Raw genomic sequence first — 15,000 nt, 5'->3', positions numbered from 1 at the left:
TCTGGGATGAGACATCTGAAAATTTGGACATCTTGACTACCCCAAAAGTAGGAAAACTCTATCTTAAAAATATTCGTCAGCCGTCCGAAAAAGTAAACCCTTGAAAATAAGCAATGAACCGAAGCCTAACGCGGATTTCAATCAGGGTGAACTGGTAGAACCTTGCACCGGACTATTGACTCCGATAGGAAAAGATATAAAATGGAAGATGTCTCCGGAAGAAAGATTTCTTTCCTGCCGAGCGGAATTTCCTGTCTTAAAGAAATTTATTTATCTCAATGCGGCGGGTTCTTCACCCATGCCTTTGCGAACAAAGAAGGCGATTGAGGATTTTTTGGGGCGCTACACCGAAGAAGGAAATATTCCCTGGGAGGATTTTGAGCGTCTGTCAGAAGAGACCAGAGCGTTGGTTGCCCAATTGCTCTCCTGTCAACCAGAAGAGATCTGCTTTCTCCGGAATACGAGCGAAGGGATTACCACGGTTCTTAACCTCTTAGAATTCCAACCGGATGAGAATGTGATTATCGCCGCCGACAATTTTCCCGCCAACCTTTACCCTTTCCTCTCCTCTTTACCCCAAGTTGAAAAAAAGTTTGTTCGCATCCTAAAGGGCGAAGTGGTGGAACAATTAGCACGGGAAATAAATAGCAAGACAAAACTCGTCTCCCTGGACTGGGTCCACTTCCTAACAGGTTATTCTTTAGACCTGAAGGCGATCTCTCAAATCTGCCGGGAAAAAGGCTCTTACCTTTTGATTGATGCCATTCAGGGGTTAGGGGCTCTGAGTTTAAATCTCCAAGAATTGGATATTGACTTTTTGACGGCGGGTGCCGGAAAGTGGTTGTTGCCACCCCAGGGGATAGGAATCTTTTACATTAAGAAGGAAATTTTACCTAAATTAAAACCAAACCATTTAGGTTGGCTCAGTTGCCTCTGGTCCGATTTCCACCAAATCTTCACCCCTAAGGAATTGAAGAAAAGTGCCGCCCGGTACGAAGAAGGGACAAAGAATTATTTAGGGATCGTCGGCTTAAGAGAAAACCTTAAACTCCTAACCGAAGTTGGGATAAAAAATATTGAAAGATATCTGTTATCCCTCACGGAATATCTCACCACCCAGTTAAAGGAGATGGGATTTGAAGTTTTGCCCCGTGGTTTGGGGAGTGGTATCGTTGCCTTCCGAAAAAGAGAGATACCGAGTGAATCTCTTTTTGCCTTCTTAACTGAAAGGGGCTTTGTCCTCTCTCTGAGAGAAGGCTACATTCGGGTCTCGCCCCATTTCTACAACGAAGAAGAAGAGATTGCCGAACTCTTAAAAGTGCTTAAAGATTTAAAATAAAATCAAATTTTTATCCCTTCTTTTCCTTCTCTTAAAATTCGCTCCGCATTTTGGATATCTTTCTTGATCTCCTCTCTCAACTCTTCAATGGTAGAAAACTTCTTCTCCGGACGAATCCTTTGGCAGATCTCCACCTTCACCTCCTGCGGTTGGAAAGTTAACTTCTCTTTCCCAATGAGATGAACCTCAATCTGTCTCTCTCTTCCTTCAAAGGTTGGTCTTGTTCCGATATTCATAACCCCTTGATAAAAGTTTCGGGAAGAGATCTCCGGATAGAAATAGACTGCATAAACCCCATCAATCGGTAAAAGTTTGTTCGGCTCTAAAGGTTGGAGATTTAAGGTTGGAAAACCAATCTCTCTCCCCCGACCCGTACCCTTAACGACTCGGCAGAAAAGGGCATATCTTCTGCCCAAAAGGAGATTAACTAACTTCATATTGCCCAAAAGCAACTTCTCGCGGATCGTCGTGCTCTTTACCAATATCCCTGACTTCTTAATCAATTCCACCACCACCAACTGGAAACCGCACTTCTCTCTTACCCTTTGCAGAAATCTAATGTCACCCTTCCGTTCTCTTCCGAAACGGAAATCGGAGCCAACCGTTAAAACCCGGGGGGAGAGCTCTTCCTTTATCTCATTTAAGAAATCCTCCGGAGAGAGGTTTGCGATTCTTTCGTCAAAATCAATGATCAAAACGAAGTCCATTCCCATTTCTGCCAGAAGGGATAATTTTTCGGAAAGAGGCGTGAGAAGGAACGGAAACTCCTTATGAAAAAAGGTATAGGGGGGTGGTTCAAAGGTTAGAACACCAACCGGCAAAGATAGTTTCTTACCTTCTTCTTTCGTCCGATTAAGAATGGCCTGATGACCCAGATGAAGGCCGTCAAATGTGCCAATGGTGATACTCGCTTTCCTTATCTTCTCATCCTTTGTTCTCAGAATTCGCATACAGAATCCTAACCGGTTTAAGAAAAGTGCCTTCCCTTTTTGCTAAAATTAAAGTATCTCGCCTTTCGGAAAAGACTTTTAGGTAATCATCAGGAACGAGAAGGTCAAATCGCACTTTCTTCCCTAACAATAAATTCTTTACCCCTTTATCATCCAAGGTGATTTCGGGAAAGGGATAGAGGGCTTCGGAGAGGGGGCGGAGATTTTTTTTTATTATCTCCTCTGAGGTGATGGGTAAGGAGAGGGCATCTTCTAAATGAAACTTGCCGATCCGCTCCCGCGTCAACTCTTGGAGGGTTCCGCCACAACCTAAATCTTTACCAATGTCTCGCGCTAAAGAACGGAGATAAACCCCTTTGCCCACTTCCGCCCGGATCTCCAAAGAGTCTTTCTCCAGAGAGAGGAGTTCGAGCCAAAAAATTTTCACCTTCCTCGGTCTTAAAGAGACCTCCTCCCCCCTTCTTGCTTTAAGATACTTGGGAACTCCTTTCTCTTTCAAAGCCGAAAAGACTGGGGGGACTTGTGCAATTTCCCCTTGATACCTCTCTAAGATTTTTAAAACCTCCTCTTTCTCGTATCTTTTTACTTCCCTTTCTTCCAAAATTTTGCCGGTCAAATCATCGGTGTCGGTAATTAACCCCAGTCTTATCTTTGCCCGATAAACCTTGGGATAAGAATTTATGATGGAGAAAATTTTCGTGGCATTATTGAAAAGGATGATTAAAAGACCGGTGGCGATTGGGTCAAGAGTTCCGGCATGCCCAATCTTCTTAAAGGTAGCAACTTTTTTTATCTCCCGGATCACATCGTAAGAAGAGAGACCCCGCGGTTTATTCACCAAAAGAATCCCGTCAGCCGAGGATTGGCTCATTCCTCCCTTTTTAAATCTTTAAGAATCTCCGCCACTCGCCTCTCCTCTAAAGCCCAGCGGTCAATTTCAAAATCCAATTCCGGGACAAATTTTAGAGAAATCCTCTGCGCCAGTTGGTGGCGAATAAAACCCTTCGCCTTCCTAAGAACCGAAAGGGTCGTCTCTGCTACTTTCTCATCTCCCAAGACCGAAAAGAAGAACTTCGCCTTCTTGAAATCACTTCCCAACTCCACCCCGGTTATCGTTAAGAAACCTAACTTCGGATCTCGGATTTCCCTTTGGATTATCTCCGTAACCGTCTCCTTGATTAAATTTGCAACTCTCTTTTTCCGTTCTTTCATATTCGGTTAGCGATTTAGTCTATTTCACCCGATAAAGAAATCTTCCACAGTGGGGGCAAGTAAGGACTTCTCGCTGGCAACGGCAGACGATCTCCGAAGGCAACCTCACATAACACCCCCCACAGTACTCCTTAATCACCTGCACCACAACCCGCTCTCCATACCGATTCTTAATCTGATCGTATTCGGATAAAAGCTTCTTATCTATCTTCTTTCTGATCCGCTCCTTCTCTTCTTCCACCGATTTTAAGAAATCAAGGACATTCTTCTTCAGTCGAAATCCCAACTTTTTGTAATCTGGTCGCTGAAGGTCCTTTATGAGAATATCAAACTCTTCCAAGGCGCGCAAAAGTTCTAATGCCTTATTCATTTTAATTTCTCCTCAATCTCCTTAATCATCCGGATAAATTCTTCTGGGGTCTTGGGGATTATCAATTTCCTTTTTTTAGTCAACTCCTGACAGATCATCGCCACTCTCCCCAAGGTGAGCAAATATTGGTTGCCGATATCCTGCGGCGGGGCGACCACCAAAAAGAAAAGCCGGACCGGTTTTCCGTCAAGGGCATCAAAATCAATTCCTTTCTCCGAATAGCCGCAAGCCACTTCCAATTTTTGGACGAGAAGGGAGCGGCAGTGAGGAATGGCAATCCCTTTACCAATTCCGGTGGAACCTAACTCCTCCCTTTTCAATAAGGTCTCTAAGAGGGCATCCAGTTCTTCCCCTTTCGTGATGAGGCTAGCCAATTCCCGTAAAACCTCCGGCTTCTTTTTACTCTCCAAAGAGAGTTTTATTCTATCTTCTCTCAATAAGACCGATAGATTCAAGTTCCCTCCTCACATCTTTTCTTTGGCTTCTATCCCAAGGAGGTTGAGACCTTCCTTGAGAATCTTTTTATAAAGAAAACTAAGAAATAATCTTGCCCTGGTTAACTCCCTATTTTCACTAACCACCCTTTCCTTCTCGTAAAAGTTATGAAAAACTTCAGCCAATTCAATAAGGTAGTATGTTAAGATATGGGGCTCAAAAGCCTCCGCCGCCATCTTCACCACATCCGGGAAGGAAAGGATACCGATCATCAATTCTCGTTCCTTTGCCCCCAAAAGGCCAAAAGGTGGGTCTTTTAGGTAACTTTCTGTTGGAAAGCCTTTCTCGGCGGCAAATTTTAAGATGCTATTAAGACGGGCGTGGGCGTATTGGACATAATAGACCGGATTATCCTCTGTTTCTTTCTTCGCCTGTTCTAAATCGAATTGAATTCCCTGCGATGACTTCCGCATCAGGAGATAAAATTTCAGGGTGTCTGTCCCAATCTCCTCCCGCACTTCATCCAAAGTGATAATCCTCCCTTCCCGTTTGGACATCTTCAAAATCTTTTCCTCTCCTAATAAAGAGACCTGCTGGGCAATGATAATCACTAAACGGTTGGGGTCGTAACCTAAGGCTTCAATCCCCGCCTTCATCCTTGGGATATAGCCGTGATGGTCTGGTCCCCAGATATTCACCAAGAGGGAAAACCCCCTTTCAAACTTATCCTTGTGGTATGCCAAATCTGTGGCAAAATAGGTTGGGCGCCCGTCTTTGGTGATTAAAACACGATCTTCGGTATCACCAAAGAGGCGCGCCTTAAAGAATAAGGCACCTTCCTTCTCTTGAACAAAACCTTTCTTTTGTAACTCATTGACTATCTCTTTCACCCGAGGCCGGAGGGAACTCTCTCGCACCCAGTAGTCAAAATGGATCTTAAAAGCGGAAAGGGATGCCTTCTGTTGATTTAAGATCCTATCAATTACATACTCCCTCTTCTCCTCGATTCCCTTTTCTAAAATCTCAGCGGCAATCTCTTTCACATATTCTCCAAAGTAGCCGCCCGGAGGGATTTCCGCTTTCCCCCCTTTTAACTCCTTAATCCTCTCCTCTAAGGATTTAAGGAGCAACTCAACCTGCGTTCCGGAATCATTGACATAGTATTCGGTCTTCACCTCAAATCCGGAATAACGAAGGAGATTAGATAATGCCTGACCCAAAGCACCCGCCCGCGCCTGAACAACCGAAAGCGGGCCTGTAGGATTGGCAGAGATGAACTCTAACAGGATCTTCCTCCCTCCACCCCAACTCCCCCGTCCAAAATCAGCCGCCTGTGCTTCTTGCAAACCTTTTCTTAAAAATTCATCGCTCAGCCGAAAGTTAAAATACCCCTTTTCTAACTTCACCTCTTGAAAGTCCTTATCTTTTGGTAACGCTTCGGAGAGCTTCTTTATTAAGAGGGAATCACCCCTCTTTCTTAGGAGAAAACCGATATTAGAGGAGAAATCTCCCCATTTCCCACCTTTAATTCGCTCTATCTCGTGCCCAGCGGGTATTTCCCCAATGATCTCAAGAAGAGCCTTGTGAATCTTTTCCTTAATCATATCTTTTCGTACCTCGGGGCATCACCCCACAACCTTTCCAAACCATAAAATTCCCTCACCTCTTTTAAAAAGATATGGATGACGCAGTCAATATAATCCAAAAGAATCCACTGGGCTTGATTATAACCTTCAATATGATGGGGCAACTCCCCTTCTTTCTTCAAACGTTCTAAGATGGTATCCGCTAAGAATCGGGCGTGAACCGAGGAGTTGGCAGTAGCGATAACGAAGTAATCGGTAATCGGCGAGAGACGCTTCAGATTTAAGGCTAAAATATCCTCCCCTTTCTTTTCAATCAAGATACTGATAATCTTATCAACCAACCCCTCTCCGGAAAGCATCATTACCTCTTTTCCGAAAATACTTTTGGGAAGAAAATTTTATAATCCTTGCCCAAAATGAGCGAAACATCAATAAAGAGGTTCCGGTTGATCTCCTTTTTAATCTTGGGCATAATTAAAATCTCTTTTCGGAAAATCCCAACCTTTTTTCTCCTCGCAATCTCCTTAGCCAAAATTAAAGCATTCTCTCCTTGCTCATCGCTTCTCTCCACCACCCAACTTTCGGAAAGGGTATCTTGGTCAAAGACGACATCGTAAACATTAAAACCTCTTTGGCGCAGGTCTTCTAAAATCTCTTTCCCGATTTCGTACCGACCAGAGCAGTTTATAATCTCAACCTTTATCTCCGAATAACTCCTGCTAACTTTCTTCTCTTTCTTCTTAAAGAAGAGAATTTTTCCGAGGAGAACGAGAAAGAGAATCAAGAAAGGGATGAAAATGTATCTCTTCAATTCTTTAATGGCGCCTTCCTGATTGCCATAAATCTCTCACCAATTCGTAGTCTTTTTCGGTATTCACCCCTAGGATCTCAGTGGGGTCGGGAGTAGTAAAAATTTCAATCCGCCCTCCCTTTTTTTGCAGGAGAGAGACGGTATCGGTCAAATAATATTCGGGTGGGTAACCAGAAGGTTGAATTTCGCTGAGGAGGGGAAAAAGGGAAGAGGCTTTAAAGAGATATACCCCGGCATTGACCTCACCGATCTTTTTTGTCTCTTCATCCGCATCGCGCTCCTCAACAATTTTAATTACCGAGCCGGAACGGACGATACGTCCGTAGCCATAAGGATTGGGCAAAAAGGCGCTGAGTAGAACTAAGTCGCAACCCTTGGTTTTAAAAATTTGGTGGAGGCTCTTTAAGGTCCCCGATTTCAAGAGAGGGGTATCGCCACAGAGAATTAAAACTTCCCCCTTCTCTACTTTCTCCGCACATCTCTTCACCGCATCTGCGGTCCCTAAGGGCTTTTCCTGATAGACAAATTCCACCAAAGGAGGAGAGGTTACTCTTCGCACCACCACCTCCCTCACCACATCAAATTCCGGGTTAATTACCACAATGATCCGTTCGCTTCCGATCTCTTTGGCTCGGTTGATGATGTGGCTGATTAAAGGTTCCTCCCCTAAGGGGAGAAGCACCTTGGGGAAAAAATTATCCTCCGGAAGAGAACAATTAGGGAAATGGCTTTTTAACCAAGAGAGGAATTTTCTCTTCTTCTCTTGGGAAAGGGTAAGATTGATCCGCTTACTTTTGCCGGCCGCTAAGATGAGGGCGGTCATTTAATTTTTAATCGGCCTTAAAAGTATTATTTGTTGGCAGAATTTGATTCTTCTCATCCAAAAAAACCTTTTTGGGGATAAAACTCCTCGCCTGGGTAGTATCCATCAAGGCGAAGGAGAGAATGATTAATTCATCCCCCACCTCACCCAAACGGGCAGTTCCCCCATTCAAAATACATTCTCCGGAACCTTTTCTCCCTTTCATTAAATAGGTCTCAAAACGCTCCCCATTGGTAATATTTACGACCTGAACCATCTCCCCTTCTAAGATATCCGCCTTTTTTAAGATCTCCTCATCTATCGTCAAACTACCCTCATAATAAAGGTTTTTATCGGTCACTCTAATGCGATGAATCTTAGATTTCAAGACCGTGCGCAACATAGTCCCTCTTTCACTTCTTTTCCGGTTTGGCAACTAACTCTAAGATCGCCATCTCCGCATTGTCTCCCACCCGAAAACCCGAACGGTAAAGTCGGCAGTAACCTCCCGTCCTCTCCCTCATCAGGGGGGCGTATTCTAAAAAAAGTTTTTTCACCAATTTCTTATCCATAAGTATTTGCTGCGCCCGCCTCCGATTTTTTAAGTTATCCTCTCGGGCGAAGGCGATTATCTTATCCGCCAATTTCTTCACCTCCTTTGCTTTTCTCAAAGTAGTTTTGATCCGGCTGTGAGTGAGGAGGGCGCGGAGAAGATTTCTTAAGAGCGCTTTTCGGTGTTCCTTCTTTCTCCCTAACTTTTTAACCGCCTTCCCGTGCCTCATAGATCCCCGTCTCCTCTATCTTCATACCCAAGGAAAGTCCCCAACCTTCCAATGCCTTCTTTATCTCCTCTAAGGTCTTTTCTCCTACATTTTCAATATCTAAAATATCTCTTTCTGTCAACTGCAAGAGTTCGCCCACCGTATTAATGTTCACCTTCTCGTGGGTGCTTTTATACCTCCCTTTCTTCAAGGCATTTAGGGCGCGGGAGGAAAGACCTAACTCTTGGATGTCTTTGGGAAGGAGTTCTTTTAACTTCTCTTTCTCCCGATCGTATTTTTCTTGGGTCTCAAACTGGGGGTACTTATCTTGAGGGATAATCGCTTCCATATGATTCTTAACGATTGCCGCCGCTTGGATGATCGCCTCCTCAGGAAAGACCGTGCCGTCGGTTTCCACCTCCAAAATGAGTTTTTCAAAATCCGCCCGGTCTAAAACCCGAGTATTCTCCACGGTGAAAGCCACTCGCTTCACCGGAGAAAAGAAGGCATCCAAAAAGATTGTGCCTAACGGCACATTCGGCTCCTTCTTCTTTAACCTTTCCTGAGGGACATAGCCCCGACCATTCTCCACCTTCATCTCAATATCCACTCTCCCCTTTTCGTCGGTAATCGTCAAAATCTCCTGTTCGGGGTTGACGATAATTATTTCTGGCGGAATTGTCATATCTTTTGCCCGGAATGTTCCCTTGCCTCGGGCGTGAAGGTAGCAAAACTTTGCCACCTCCGAATTTAACCGGAGTCTAATCTTCTTTATATTCAAAATTATCTGAGGCACATCCTCCAACACATCCGGAATCGCGGAAAACTCATGGTCAACATCGGAGATCCGAACCTGGGTGATTGCGGCTCCTTGGACCGAAGAGAGCAACGCTCGCCTCAAACTATTGCCAATCGTCTGCCCCCAGCCCTTTTCAAAGGGAGTGATAGAAAACCGGGCGAAGTAGTTATCTCTCCTCTCTTCTACTTCAATCTTTTCTGGCAAAATAAATGGTTTTAGTTTCATTTTGAATAGAACTCAACGATTAATTTGGGATTTATCCCCACATCTTTCACGTCTTCTTCGGTCGGGAGACGGCGCACAATCCCTTTCAGATTTTCTTTATCAAGGGTGAGCCAATCCACAGTCAGTTCCCGACCCGCTGCCAGATTTCTTATCCTCTCCTTTGCCTTTTCCGAGACCGAGATCTCGTCGCCAACTTTTACCTGATAGGAGGGGATATCCACCTTTTTATTATTAACCCGAATCGCTCCGTGCCGAACAAACTGGCGCGCCTGAGGCCGCGAAAGGGCAAATCCCAGACGATAGACCACATTATCCAGACGCCGCTCTAAGAGAGAGATTAAAGCAGCCCCCGGATTATCCCGCGTCTCGGCCTGGGCAAAATACCTGCGAAATTGCCGCTCCATAATCCCGTAGATCCACTTCGCCTTCTGCTTCTCCCTTAACTGGACAGAATAGACCGATACCTTCTTCCTCTCTCCTTCTCCCGCTTTCCACTTGTGAAGGGGACACCGGTCGGAAAGGCAGCGTTCACCCTTTAATAGAAGTTTCTCCCCAATCAGTAAGCATTTTTTACATCTTGGTCCAGTATCTCTCGCCATTAGACCCGCCTTCTCCTGGGAGGGCGACATCCGTTATGAGGAATTGGTGTCACATCTTGGATGGAGACGATAGAAAGCCCGGCATTCTGTAAAGCCCGAATCGCCGCTTCCCTTCCCCTTCCTGGTCCTTTAATTAAAACCTCTACCTTCCTCACCCCCATGGCGAATGCCTCTCTTCCAGCCTGCTCCCCCGCCTGCTGCGCGGCAAAAGGGGTTCCCTTTTTTGTTCCTTTGAACCCAACTCGTCCCGAAGAGGACCAACAGAGGGTATCACCTTGAGGAGTGGTGATGGAGACAATTGTATTATTGAAGGTACATTGAATATGCGCCACGGCTAAAACCGGTGCCTTCTTCTTACTTTTGACCTTTGCCACTTTGTCCTCCCTTTGCCTTAATCACCCCACTCGTCTTCCTGGGGCCCTTTCTCGTTCGGGCATTGGTCCGCGTCCTTTGCCCCCTTACCGGTAACCCCCGCTGATGTCTTAAACCCCGGTAGGAACCAATCTCTATCAGCCTTTTTATATTACCACTCACCTCCGCCCGCAAGGCCCCTTCTACTTTATAATTTGCTTCAATCTCCTTCCTTATCCTAGTCAATTCGTCATCGGAAAGTTCCTTCACCTTCTTCTCCGGAGAGACCCCGACATCGGTCAAAATCTTTAAGGCATTGCTCAGACCGATGCCGTAAATTTTCGGTAGCGCATAAAGGACCTTCTTATTATCTTCTAAATCAACACCTAAAATTCTCGCCATAAATATTATCCTTCAATCTTATCGCAAAAACCAAAAATGTCAAGGAAATCTATTATAAACAATTTTGGAGAAAAGTCAATCCTTAAAGTTGTTGACGGAAATCTTTTCGGGCATATAATAAAATATGCTTCTCTTTCGGAAAAGATTTTCCTTCTTCCTCCTCTTTTTCCCCTTAAACTGTGCCTATTTCAACCTCTTCTACAATGCCCGCTCTTATTTCAAAAAAGGAGAAAGTATCTTGGAGACAAATCCCACCCAGGCAAGAGAAAATTTTATTAAAGCAAAGGAGAAGTCGCTCTTAATGATTAAAAAATATCCAAAAAGTCGTTACGCTCCGGAGGCACTCTTCTTGGCTTCCCTCTGCCATTACCATCTCTCAGAATACGAGAAGGCAAAGGAACGACTCCAACTCTTTGTCTCCCTCTATCCCCGCCATAAATTATCTTCCCGGGCGAAATTTTATCAAGCCCTCGCCTATCTCAAAGGGGGAGATTTCAGTGAGGGGATCTTTCTTCTTCGCAATTTAGCCGAAGAGGATAAGAAAGAGGAACGGAAAATAAAATTTACGATTCTTTCCTATTTATTAGAGAAGGGGGAACTCTCCTTAGTGAAGGAGAGTTTAAAAGTATTTATCGCCACCTATCCCAAGACTAAAGAAGGGAAAGCGGCTAAACTCCTTTTAGCCCAAGCCCTCTTCCAATTAGCAGACTATCGGGAAAGCAAAAGGTATTACGAAGAATACTTCCAGGAAATTTCTGATAAGAGGAAGAAGGGGGAGATCTTATTAAAGATCGGAGAGTGCCTCTTAAATTATGAAACCCAGCAAGAGAGTTTAAAAAATTTTCTCAACCGCCTAACGGCGATCTCAACCCTCTATCCCGAGTTGAAGAATAAAATAAATCTCTTAAAAGGGAAAATCTTCCTTTCCTTGCCCGAGGAGAGATCCGCTCTTGCCCTCCTTTCGGAAGTCCGGGGTGGAGTGGAGGGGGCAGAAAGTTACTTTATCATTGGTGAATACTATGAGAAAAACGGCGACTTTAACCGCGCCCTCATTTACTACGATACCGCTATCTCCTTCTCCCGTTCTAGCGAATTCGGTTATCTGGCGGAAAAGAAGAAGAGACTGATTGAAAAATTCGCCCAAGAGGATGATAGTCTTAACCCTGCTTCCCGGGATTTTGCCCGAGCCGAACTATACTTACTATCCTTGGAAAAACCGGATTGGGCATTAAGAGAATACGAAAAGGTGTTTACCCTTTATCCTGAAGATTCCTTGGCACCAAAATCTTTATATGCTTACGCCTGGATTAAAAAATTCCTTCTGAAAGAACCCGAAGGCGATAGCCTCTTTTTAACGCTCATCCGGAGGTATCCCCAAACCGAATACGCAAAAGAGAGTAAAAATATCTTATCTGGAAGATGACCTATCTGGAATCCGGCCGGGTATTAAAAAAGGTGACGTTAGCCCCGGATATTTTTGCTCTTCATCTTGACACCACCAAGATTGGTAAAAATTCCCTTCCGGGACAATTTATCTCCCTCCGTTTCCCTACAACTTATGACCCCTACTTGAGACGACCCTTTGCCGTTGCCGACACCGACGGCCCCGTAGTGCGGATTGTCTTCCGGATAAGGGGAAGAGGAACTTCTCTCCTCTCACAAGTAAAAGAGGGGGAATTCCTCTCCCTTCTTGGTCCTTTAGGAAAACCCGCCCCCGAAGTTTCGGATAAGGAGATCGTTTTAGTGGGCGGGGGGATTGGGATTGCTCCCCTCCTCTTTTTAGCCAAGACCTTAGTCAAAAGGAATAAGGTTCTTCTTTTCTTCGGTGCTAAAACCGGTTCGGAAGTAATTATGCGCGATGATTTTCTCCGGCTCGGAATAGAAAACATATTCCTTGCCACCGAAAACGGGGAAATCGGTGAGAAAGGAAAGGTTACGGACCTTTTGATTAAGAACCGCCTCAACGAAAAAGCAATCGTCTTTGCCTCCGGACCGAAGGGGATGTATACCGAACTAAAAAAGTCAATCCCGAATAAAATTTATGCCTTCTTAGAAGAGAGGATGGGTTGCGGCACTGGGCTCTGCCTTTCTTGCGCGATCAGAAAGAAAGGAGGCGGCTATTTCCATCTCTGCCGAGACGGACCAATTTTAGATTTGGATACCATAGATTTATGAAGAAGCCTGACCTCCGGGTGCGGATTGGTAATTATGAATTTTCTAACCCCTGTCTCGTCGCCTCCGGCACCTACGGCTGGGGGGAGAACTTCCCCTCCGTGATAAGCAAGGTGGGCGGCTTCATCACTAAGGGATTAACCCTTTCGCCCCGGGAAGGAAATCCCCCACCCCGGATTTGGGAGGTAAAAGGGGGAATCGTCAATTCTATCGGTTTGGAAAATCCCGGGGCAATCTATTTTGTCAATAATATTCTACCCAACTTAAAAAAACTCCCCACCAAAATCATTGCTAACCTCGCCGGCTCTTCGGTTGAGGAATTTGAGACCCTCGTTAAGATTCTTGATTTGCCAGAAATTTATGGTTTTGAATTGAACCTCTCCTGCCCGAATGTCAAAGAAGGAGGTATCTTTTTTTCTCTCTCCCCAAAATCTGCCCAGCGGGTAATCCGGGCGACCCGCCGGCTGACGAAGAAACTCCTAATCGCCAAACTCTCCCCTTGCCTTACCGATCTTTTAGCCCTTGCCCACCTTTGCGCCGAAGAGGGGGTGGACGCTCTCACCTTAATCAATTCCCTCCCCGCCTTGGTCATCTCTTCGGAAACCTTTAAGCCCTGCCTCGGGGGGAAAACCGGCGGTTTATCCGGTCCCTTTCTTAAACCTTTCGTCTTATTTTGTATCCAAAAGGTTAAAGAAGTGGTTTCCATCCCTATTATCGGTTGTGGGGGCATCACCAACTATTCTGATGCCTTAGAATATCTAATCACTGGTGCCTCCCTCTTTCAGGTGGGGAGCCAAAACTTATTAAACCCTTTTACCCCTTTAGAGATTATTGAAGGGATAAAGCGTTACTTAAAAGAAAAAGAGATTTGGGCGGTAGAGGATTTAATCAATAAATTGGAGGTATGAAATGACACCCAAACTGGTTTTAGCCTTAGACTTAGAGACACCGACCCAAGTGAACAAGGTTTTGCAGAGGGTTTCCGGTTGGGTTGACTACTATAAGGTTGGCTATAAGTTATATTTCCGCTCCGGGCCGAGAATCGTCAAATTCATCAAGAGTAAGGGTGAAAAGGTCTTTTTGGATTTAAAACTCTTTGACATCCCTTCCATCGTGGAATCTGCCTCTGCCCATTTTGTCAAGATGAAAGTAGATATCTTTAACTTACACACCTTAGGAGGTTACGAGATGATGCGGAAGGCAAGGGAGGTGGTGGCAAGGGAAGAGGAAAGGACAAAAACCCGTCCTCTCCTCTTCGGCGTCACGATTCTCACCAGTATGGATGAGGAGATCTGCAAAAATGCCTTCGGCATAAAGGGGAATTTCAATCTCCGAGAGAAGGTCTTATACTTAGCGACGATGGCGAAAAAGGCGGGTCTGGATGGGGTGATCGCCTCCCCTTTTGAAATCTCCGAAATCAAAAGGGAATGCGGCAAGGACTTTTTAGTGATGTGCCCGGGGATAAGAATGCCCACCGCCTCCGTGGCGAAAGATGACCAGAAAAGATTTCTCACCCCAGGTGAAGCCAAGGAGAGGGGTGCGGACTTTTTGGTGATCGGTCGACCCATCCTCCAGGTTCCGGACCCGATTGAAGTGATTGAGTTAATTAGAAAGGAGATCGCATGAGGGAAGATTTGGAAGAAATCCTCTATCAATACGAAGTATTAGAGAGGGGACATTTTCTTCTAACCTCCGGACTCCATTCCGAATTTTACTTTGAGAAGGCAAAAATTCTCCAACATCCCAATCTGGTAGAGACCTTTGCCCGGCGCCTTAAAGAGAATTTCCAAAAGGAAGAAATTAGTTTGGTAGTGGGACCAACCACGGGTGGGGTAGTGATTGCTTATGAAGTAGCGCGCCAACTCGCTGCTCGTTTTTGTTATGCCGAAAGGGAAAACAGCCAAAGGAAAATTCGTAAAGGATTTAAGATAAAGAAGGGGGAAAGGGTTTTGGTCGTTGACGATGTCTTAACGACAGGCTCCTCCATTAAAGAGACCATAAATGCTTTAAAAGAATATGAGGTGCAGATTGTCGGGATTGGTGTCTTCATTGACCGGAGTGCGGGGGTAAATTTTCCTTTCCCTCTCTTTGCCTGCTATCGGAAAGAGATTCCTAACTACGAACCCAACTCCTGCCCTCTCTGCACTCGGGGAATTCCCCTTTCTATCCCTGGGAAAGGAAAGTGA

General features: G+C 45.1%; 21 protein-coding genes. 6 read left to right on the top strand and 15 right to left on the bottom strand.

Going from position 1 to position 15,000, the window contains the following annotated elements; all coding sequences use genetic code 11:
* The first annotated feature begins 208 nt into the window (after positions 1–208).
* A complete protein-coding gene (locus ABIL00_01245; GenBank protein ID MEO0109392.1) occupies positions 209–1,339 on the top strand; it encodes an aminotransferase class V-fold PLP-dependent enzyme in 1,131 nt (376 codons plus the stop codon).
* Between the two features lie 2 nt (positions 1,340–1,341).
* Here the strand turns inward: ABIL00_01245 and ribF are convergent, their stop codons facing one another.
* The 15 genes from ribF to rpsM are packed head-to-tail and all read right to left on the bottom strand — an operon-like array spanning position 1,342 to position 10,642.
* Positions 1,342–2,289, bottom strand: coding sequence for a riboflavin biosynthesis protein RibF (gene ribF, locus ABIL00_01240; protein ID MEO0109391.1), 948 nt, complete (start codon positions 2,287–2,289; stop codon positions 1,342–1,344).
* On the bottom strand, positions 2,264–3,160 hold the full coding sequence (gene truB, locus ABIL00_01235; GenBank protein ID MEO0109390.1) for a tRNA pseudouridine(55) synthase TruB: 897 nt from the start codon (positions 3,158–3,160) through the stop codon (positions 2,264–2,266). Before truB ends, ribF begins: the two co-directional genes overlap by 26 nt.
* Entirely contained in the window at positions 3,157–3,501 is a 345-nt protein-coding gene (rbfA, locus tag ABIL00_01230) for a 30S ribosome-binding factor RbfA (protein MEO0109389.1), read from the bottom strand. Before rbfA ends, truB begins: the two co-directional genes overlap by 4 nt.
* Positions 3,502–3,520: 19 nt before the next feature.
* A complete protein-coding gene (locus tag ABIL00_01225) occupies positions 3,521–3,871 on the bottom strand; it encodes a hypothetical protein (protein ID MEO0109388.1) in 351 nt (116 codons plus the stop codon).
* The gene (locus tag ABIL00_01220; GenBank protein ID MEO0109387.1) at positions 3,868–4,326 is read right to left on the bottom strand and encodes a PTS sugar transporter subunit IIA; all 459 of its coding nucleotides are present in this window, start codon (positions 4,324–4,326) and stop codon (positions 3,868–3,870) included. The genes ABIL00_01225 and ABIL00_01220 overlap by 4 nt, the downstream gene beginning before the upstream one ends.
* 9 nt (positions 4,327–4,335) lie before the next feature.
* Positions 4,336–5,910: an arginine--tRNA ligase gene (argS, locus tag ABIL00_01215; protein MEO0109386.1), complete on the bottom strand. Its 1,575-nt coding sequence runs from the start codon at positions 5,908–5,910 to the stop codon at positions 4,336–4,338.
* A complete protein-coding gene (gene rsfS, locus ABIL00_01210; protein ID MEO0109385.1) occupies positions 5,907–6,251 on the bottom strand; it encodes a ribosome silencing factor in 345 nt (114 codons plus the stop codon). Before rsfS ends, argS begins: the two co-directional genes overlap by 4 nt.
* Before the next feature lie 2 nt (positions 6,252–6,253).
* Positions 6,254–6,703, bottom strand: coding sequence for a LytR C-terminal domain-containing protein (locus tag ABIL00_01205; protein MEO0109384.1), 450 nt, complete (start codon positions 6,701–6,703; stop codon positions 6,254–6,256).
* A gap of 4 nt (positions 6,704–6,707) precedes the next feature.
* Positions 6,708–7,526 carry an NTP transferase domain-containing protein gene (locus tag ABIL00_01200; protein MEO0109383.1) on the bottom strand — a complete coding sequence of 273 codons (819 nt, stop codon included), beginning with the start codon at positions 7,524–7,526 and terminating at the stop codon, positions 6,708–6,710.
* 7 nt (positions 7,527–7,533) lie between these two features.
* Positions 7,534–7,908: an aspartate 1-decarboxylase gene (gene panD / locus ABIL00_01195; GenBank protein ID MEO0109382.1), complete on the bottom strand. Its 375-nt coding sequence runs from the start codon at positions 7,906–7,908 to the stop codon at positions 7,534–7,536.
* 10 nt (positions 7,909–7,918) lie between these two features.
* Entirely contained in the window at positions 7,919–8,287 is a 369-nt protein-coding gene (gene rplQ, locus ABIL00_01190; GenBank protein ID MEO0109381.1) for a 50S ribosomal protein L17, read from the bottom strand.
* Positions 8,265–9,290: a DNA-directed RNA polymerase subunit alpha gene (locus ABIL00_01185; protein MEO0109380.1), complete on the bottom strand. Its 1,026-nt coding sequence runs from the start codon at positions 9,288–9,290 to the stop codon at positions 8,265–8,267. The genes rplQ and ABIL00_01185 overlap by 23 nt, the downstream gene beginning before the upstream one ends.
* Complete coding sequence (gene rpsD, locus ABIL00_01180) at positions 9,287–9,889, bottom strand: 30S ribosomal protein S4 (protein ID MEO0109379.1); 603 nt, start codon at positions 9,887–9,889, stop codon at positions 9,287–9,289. Before rpsD ends, ABIL00_01185 begins: the two co-directional genes overlap by 4 nt.
* Entirely contained in the window at positions 9,889–10,263 is a 375-nt protein-coding gene (gene rpsK / locus ABIL00_01175; GenBank protein MEO0109378.1) for a 30S ribosomal protein S11, read from the bottom strand. Before rpsK ends, rpsD begins: the two co-directional genes overlap by 1 nt.
* Entirely contained in the window at positions 10,244–10,642 is a 399-nt protein-coding gene (gene rpsM, locus ABIL00_01170; GenBank protein MEO0109377.1) for a 30S ribosomal protein S13, read from the bottom strand. Before rpsM ends, rpsK begins: the two co-directional genes overlap by 20 nt.
* A 124-nt stretch (positions 10,643–10,766) precedes the next feature.
* On the opposite strand from rpsM, the gene ABIL00_01165 reads away from it, so the two are divergent.
* The 5 genes from ABIL00_01165 to pyrE are packed head-to-tail and all read left to right on the top strand — an operon-like array spanning position 10,767 to position 15,000.
* On the top strand, positions 10,767–12,065 hold the full coding sequence (locus ABIL00_01165) for a tetratricopeptide repeat protein (protein MEO0109376.1): 1,299 nt from the start codon (positions 10,767–10,769) through the stop codon (positions 12,063–12,065).
* Positions 12,062–12,817 carry a dihydroorotate dehydrogenase electron transfer subunit gene (locus ABIL00_01160; protein MEO0109375.1) on the top strand — a complete coding sequence of 252 codons (756 nt, stop codon included), beginning with the start codon at positions 12,062–12,064 and terminating at the stop codon, positions 12,815–12,817. The genes ABIL00_01165 and ABIL00_01160 overlap by 4 nt, the downstream gene beginning before the upstream one ends.
* Complete coding sequence (locus ABIL00_01155; protein ID MEO0109374.1) at positions 12,814–13,722, top strand: dihydroorotate dehydrogenase; 909 nt, start codon at positions 12,814–12,816, stop codon at positions 13,720–13,722. The genes ABIL00_01160 and ABIL00_01155 overlap by 4 nt, the downstream gene beginning before the upstream one ends.
* A gap of 1 nt (position 13,723) precedes the next feature.
* Positions 13,724–14,440 (top strand): orotidine-5'-phosphate decarboxylase, encoded by a 717-nt coding sequence (gene pyrF / locus ABIL00_01150; GenBank protein ID MEO0109373.1) that lies wholly within the window; start codon positions 13,724–13,726, stop codon positions 14,438–14,440.
* On the top strand, positions 14,437–15,000 hold the full coding sequence (gene pyrE, locus ABIL00_01145) for an orotate phosphoribosyltransferase (protein ID MEO0109372.1): 564 nt from the start codon (positions 14,437–14,439) through the stop codon (positions 14,998–15,000). Before pyrF ends, pyrE begins: the two co-directional genes overlap by 4 nt.

Source organism: candidate division WOR-3 bacterium (assembly GCA_039801905.1).
In the GTDB taxonomy this organism is placed as follows: Bacteria; Hydrothermota; Tepidihabitantia; order Tepidihabitantales; family JBDRVQ01; genus JBDRVQ01.
The sequence above is the reverse complement of the archived record's forward strand: the minus strand, read 5'-3'. Positions and strand labels throughout refer to the sequence as shown.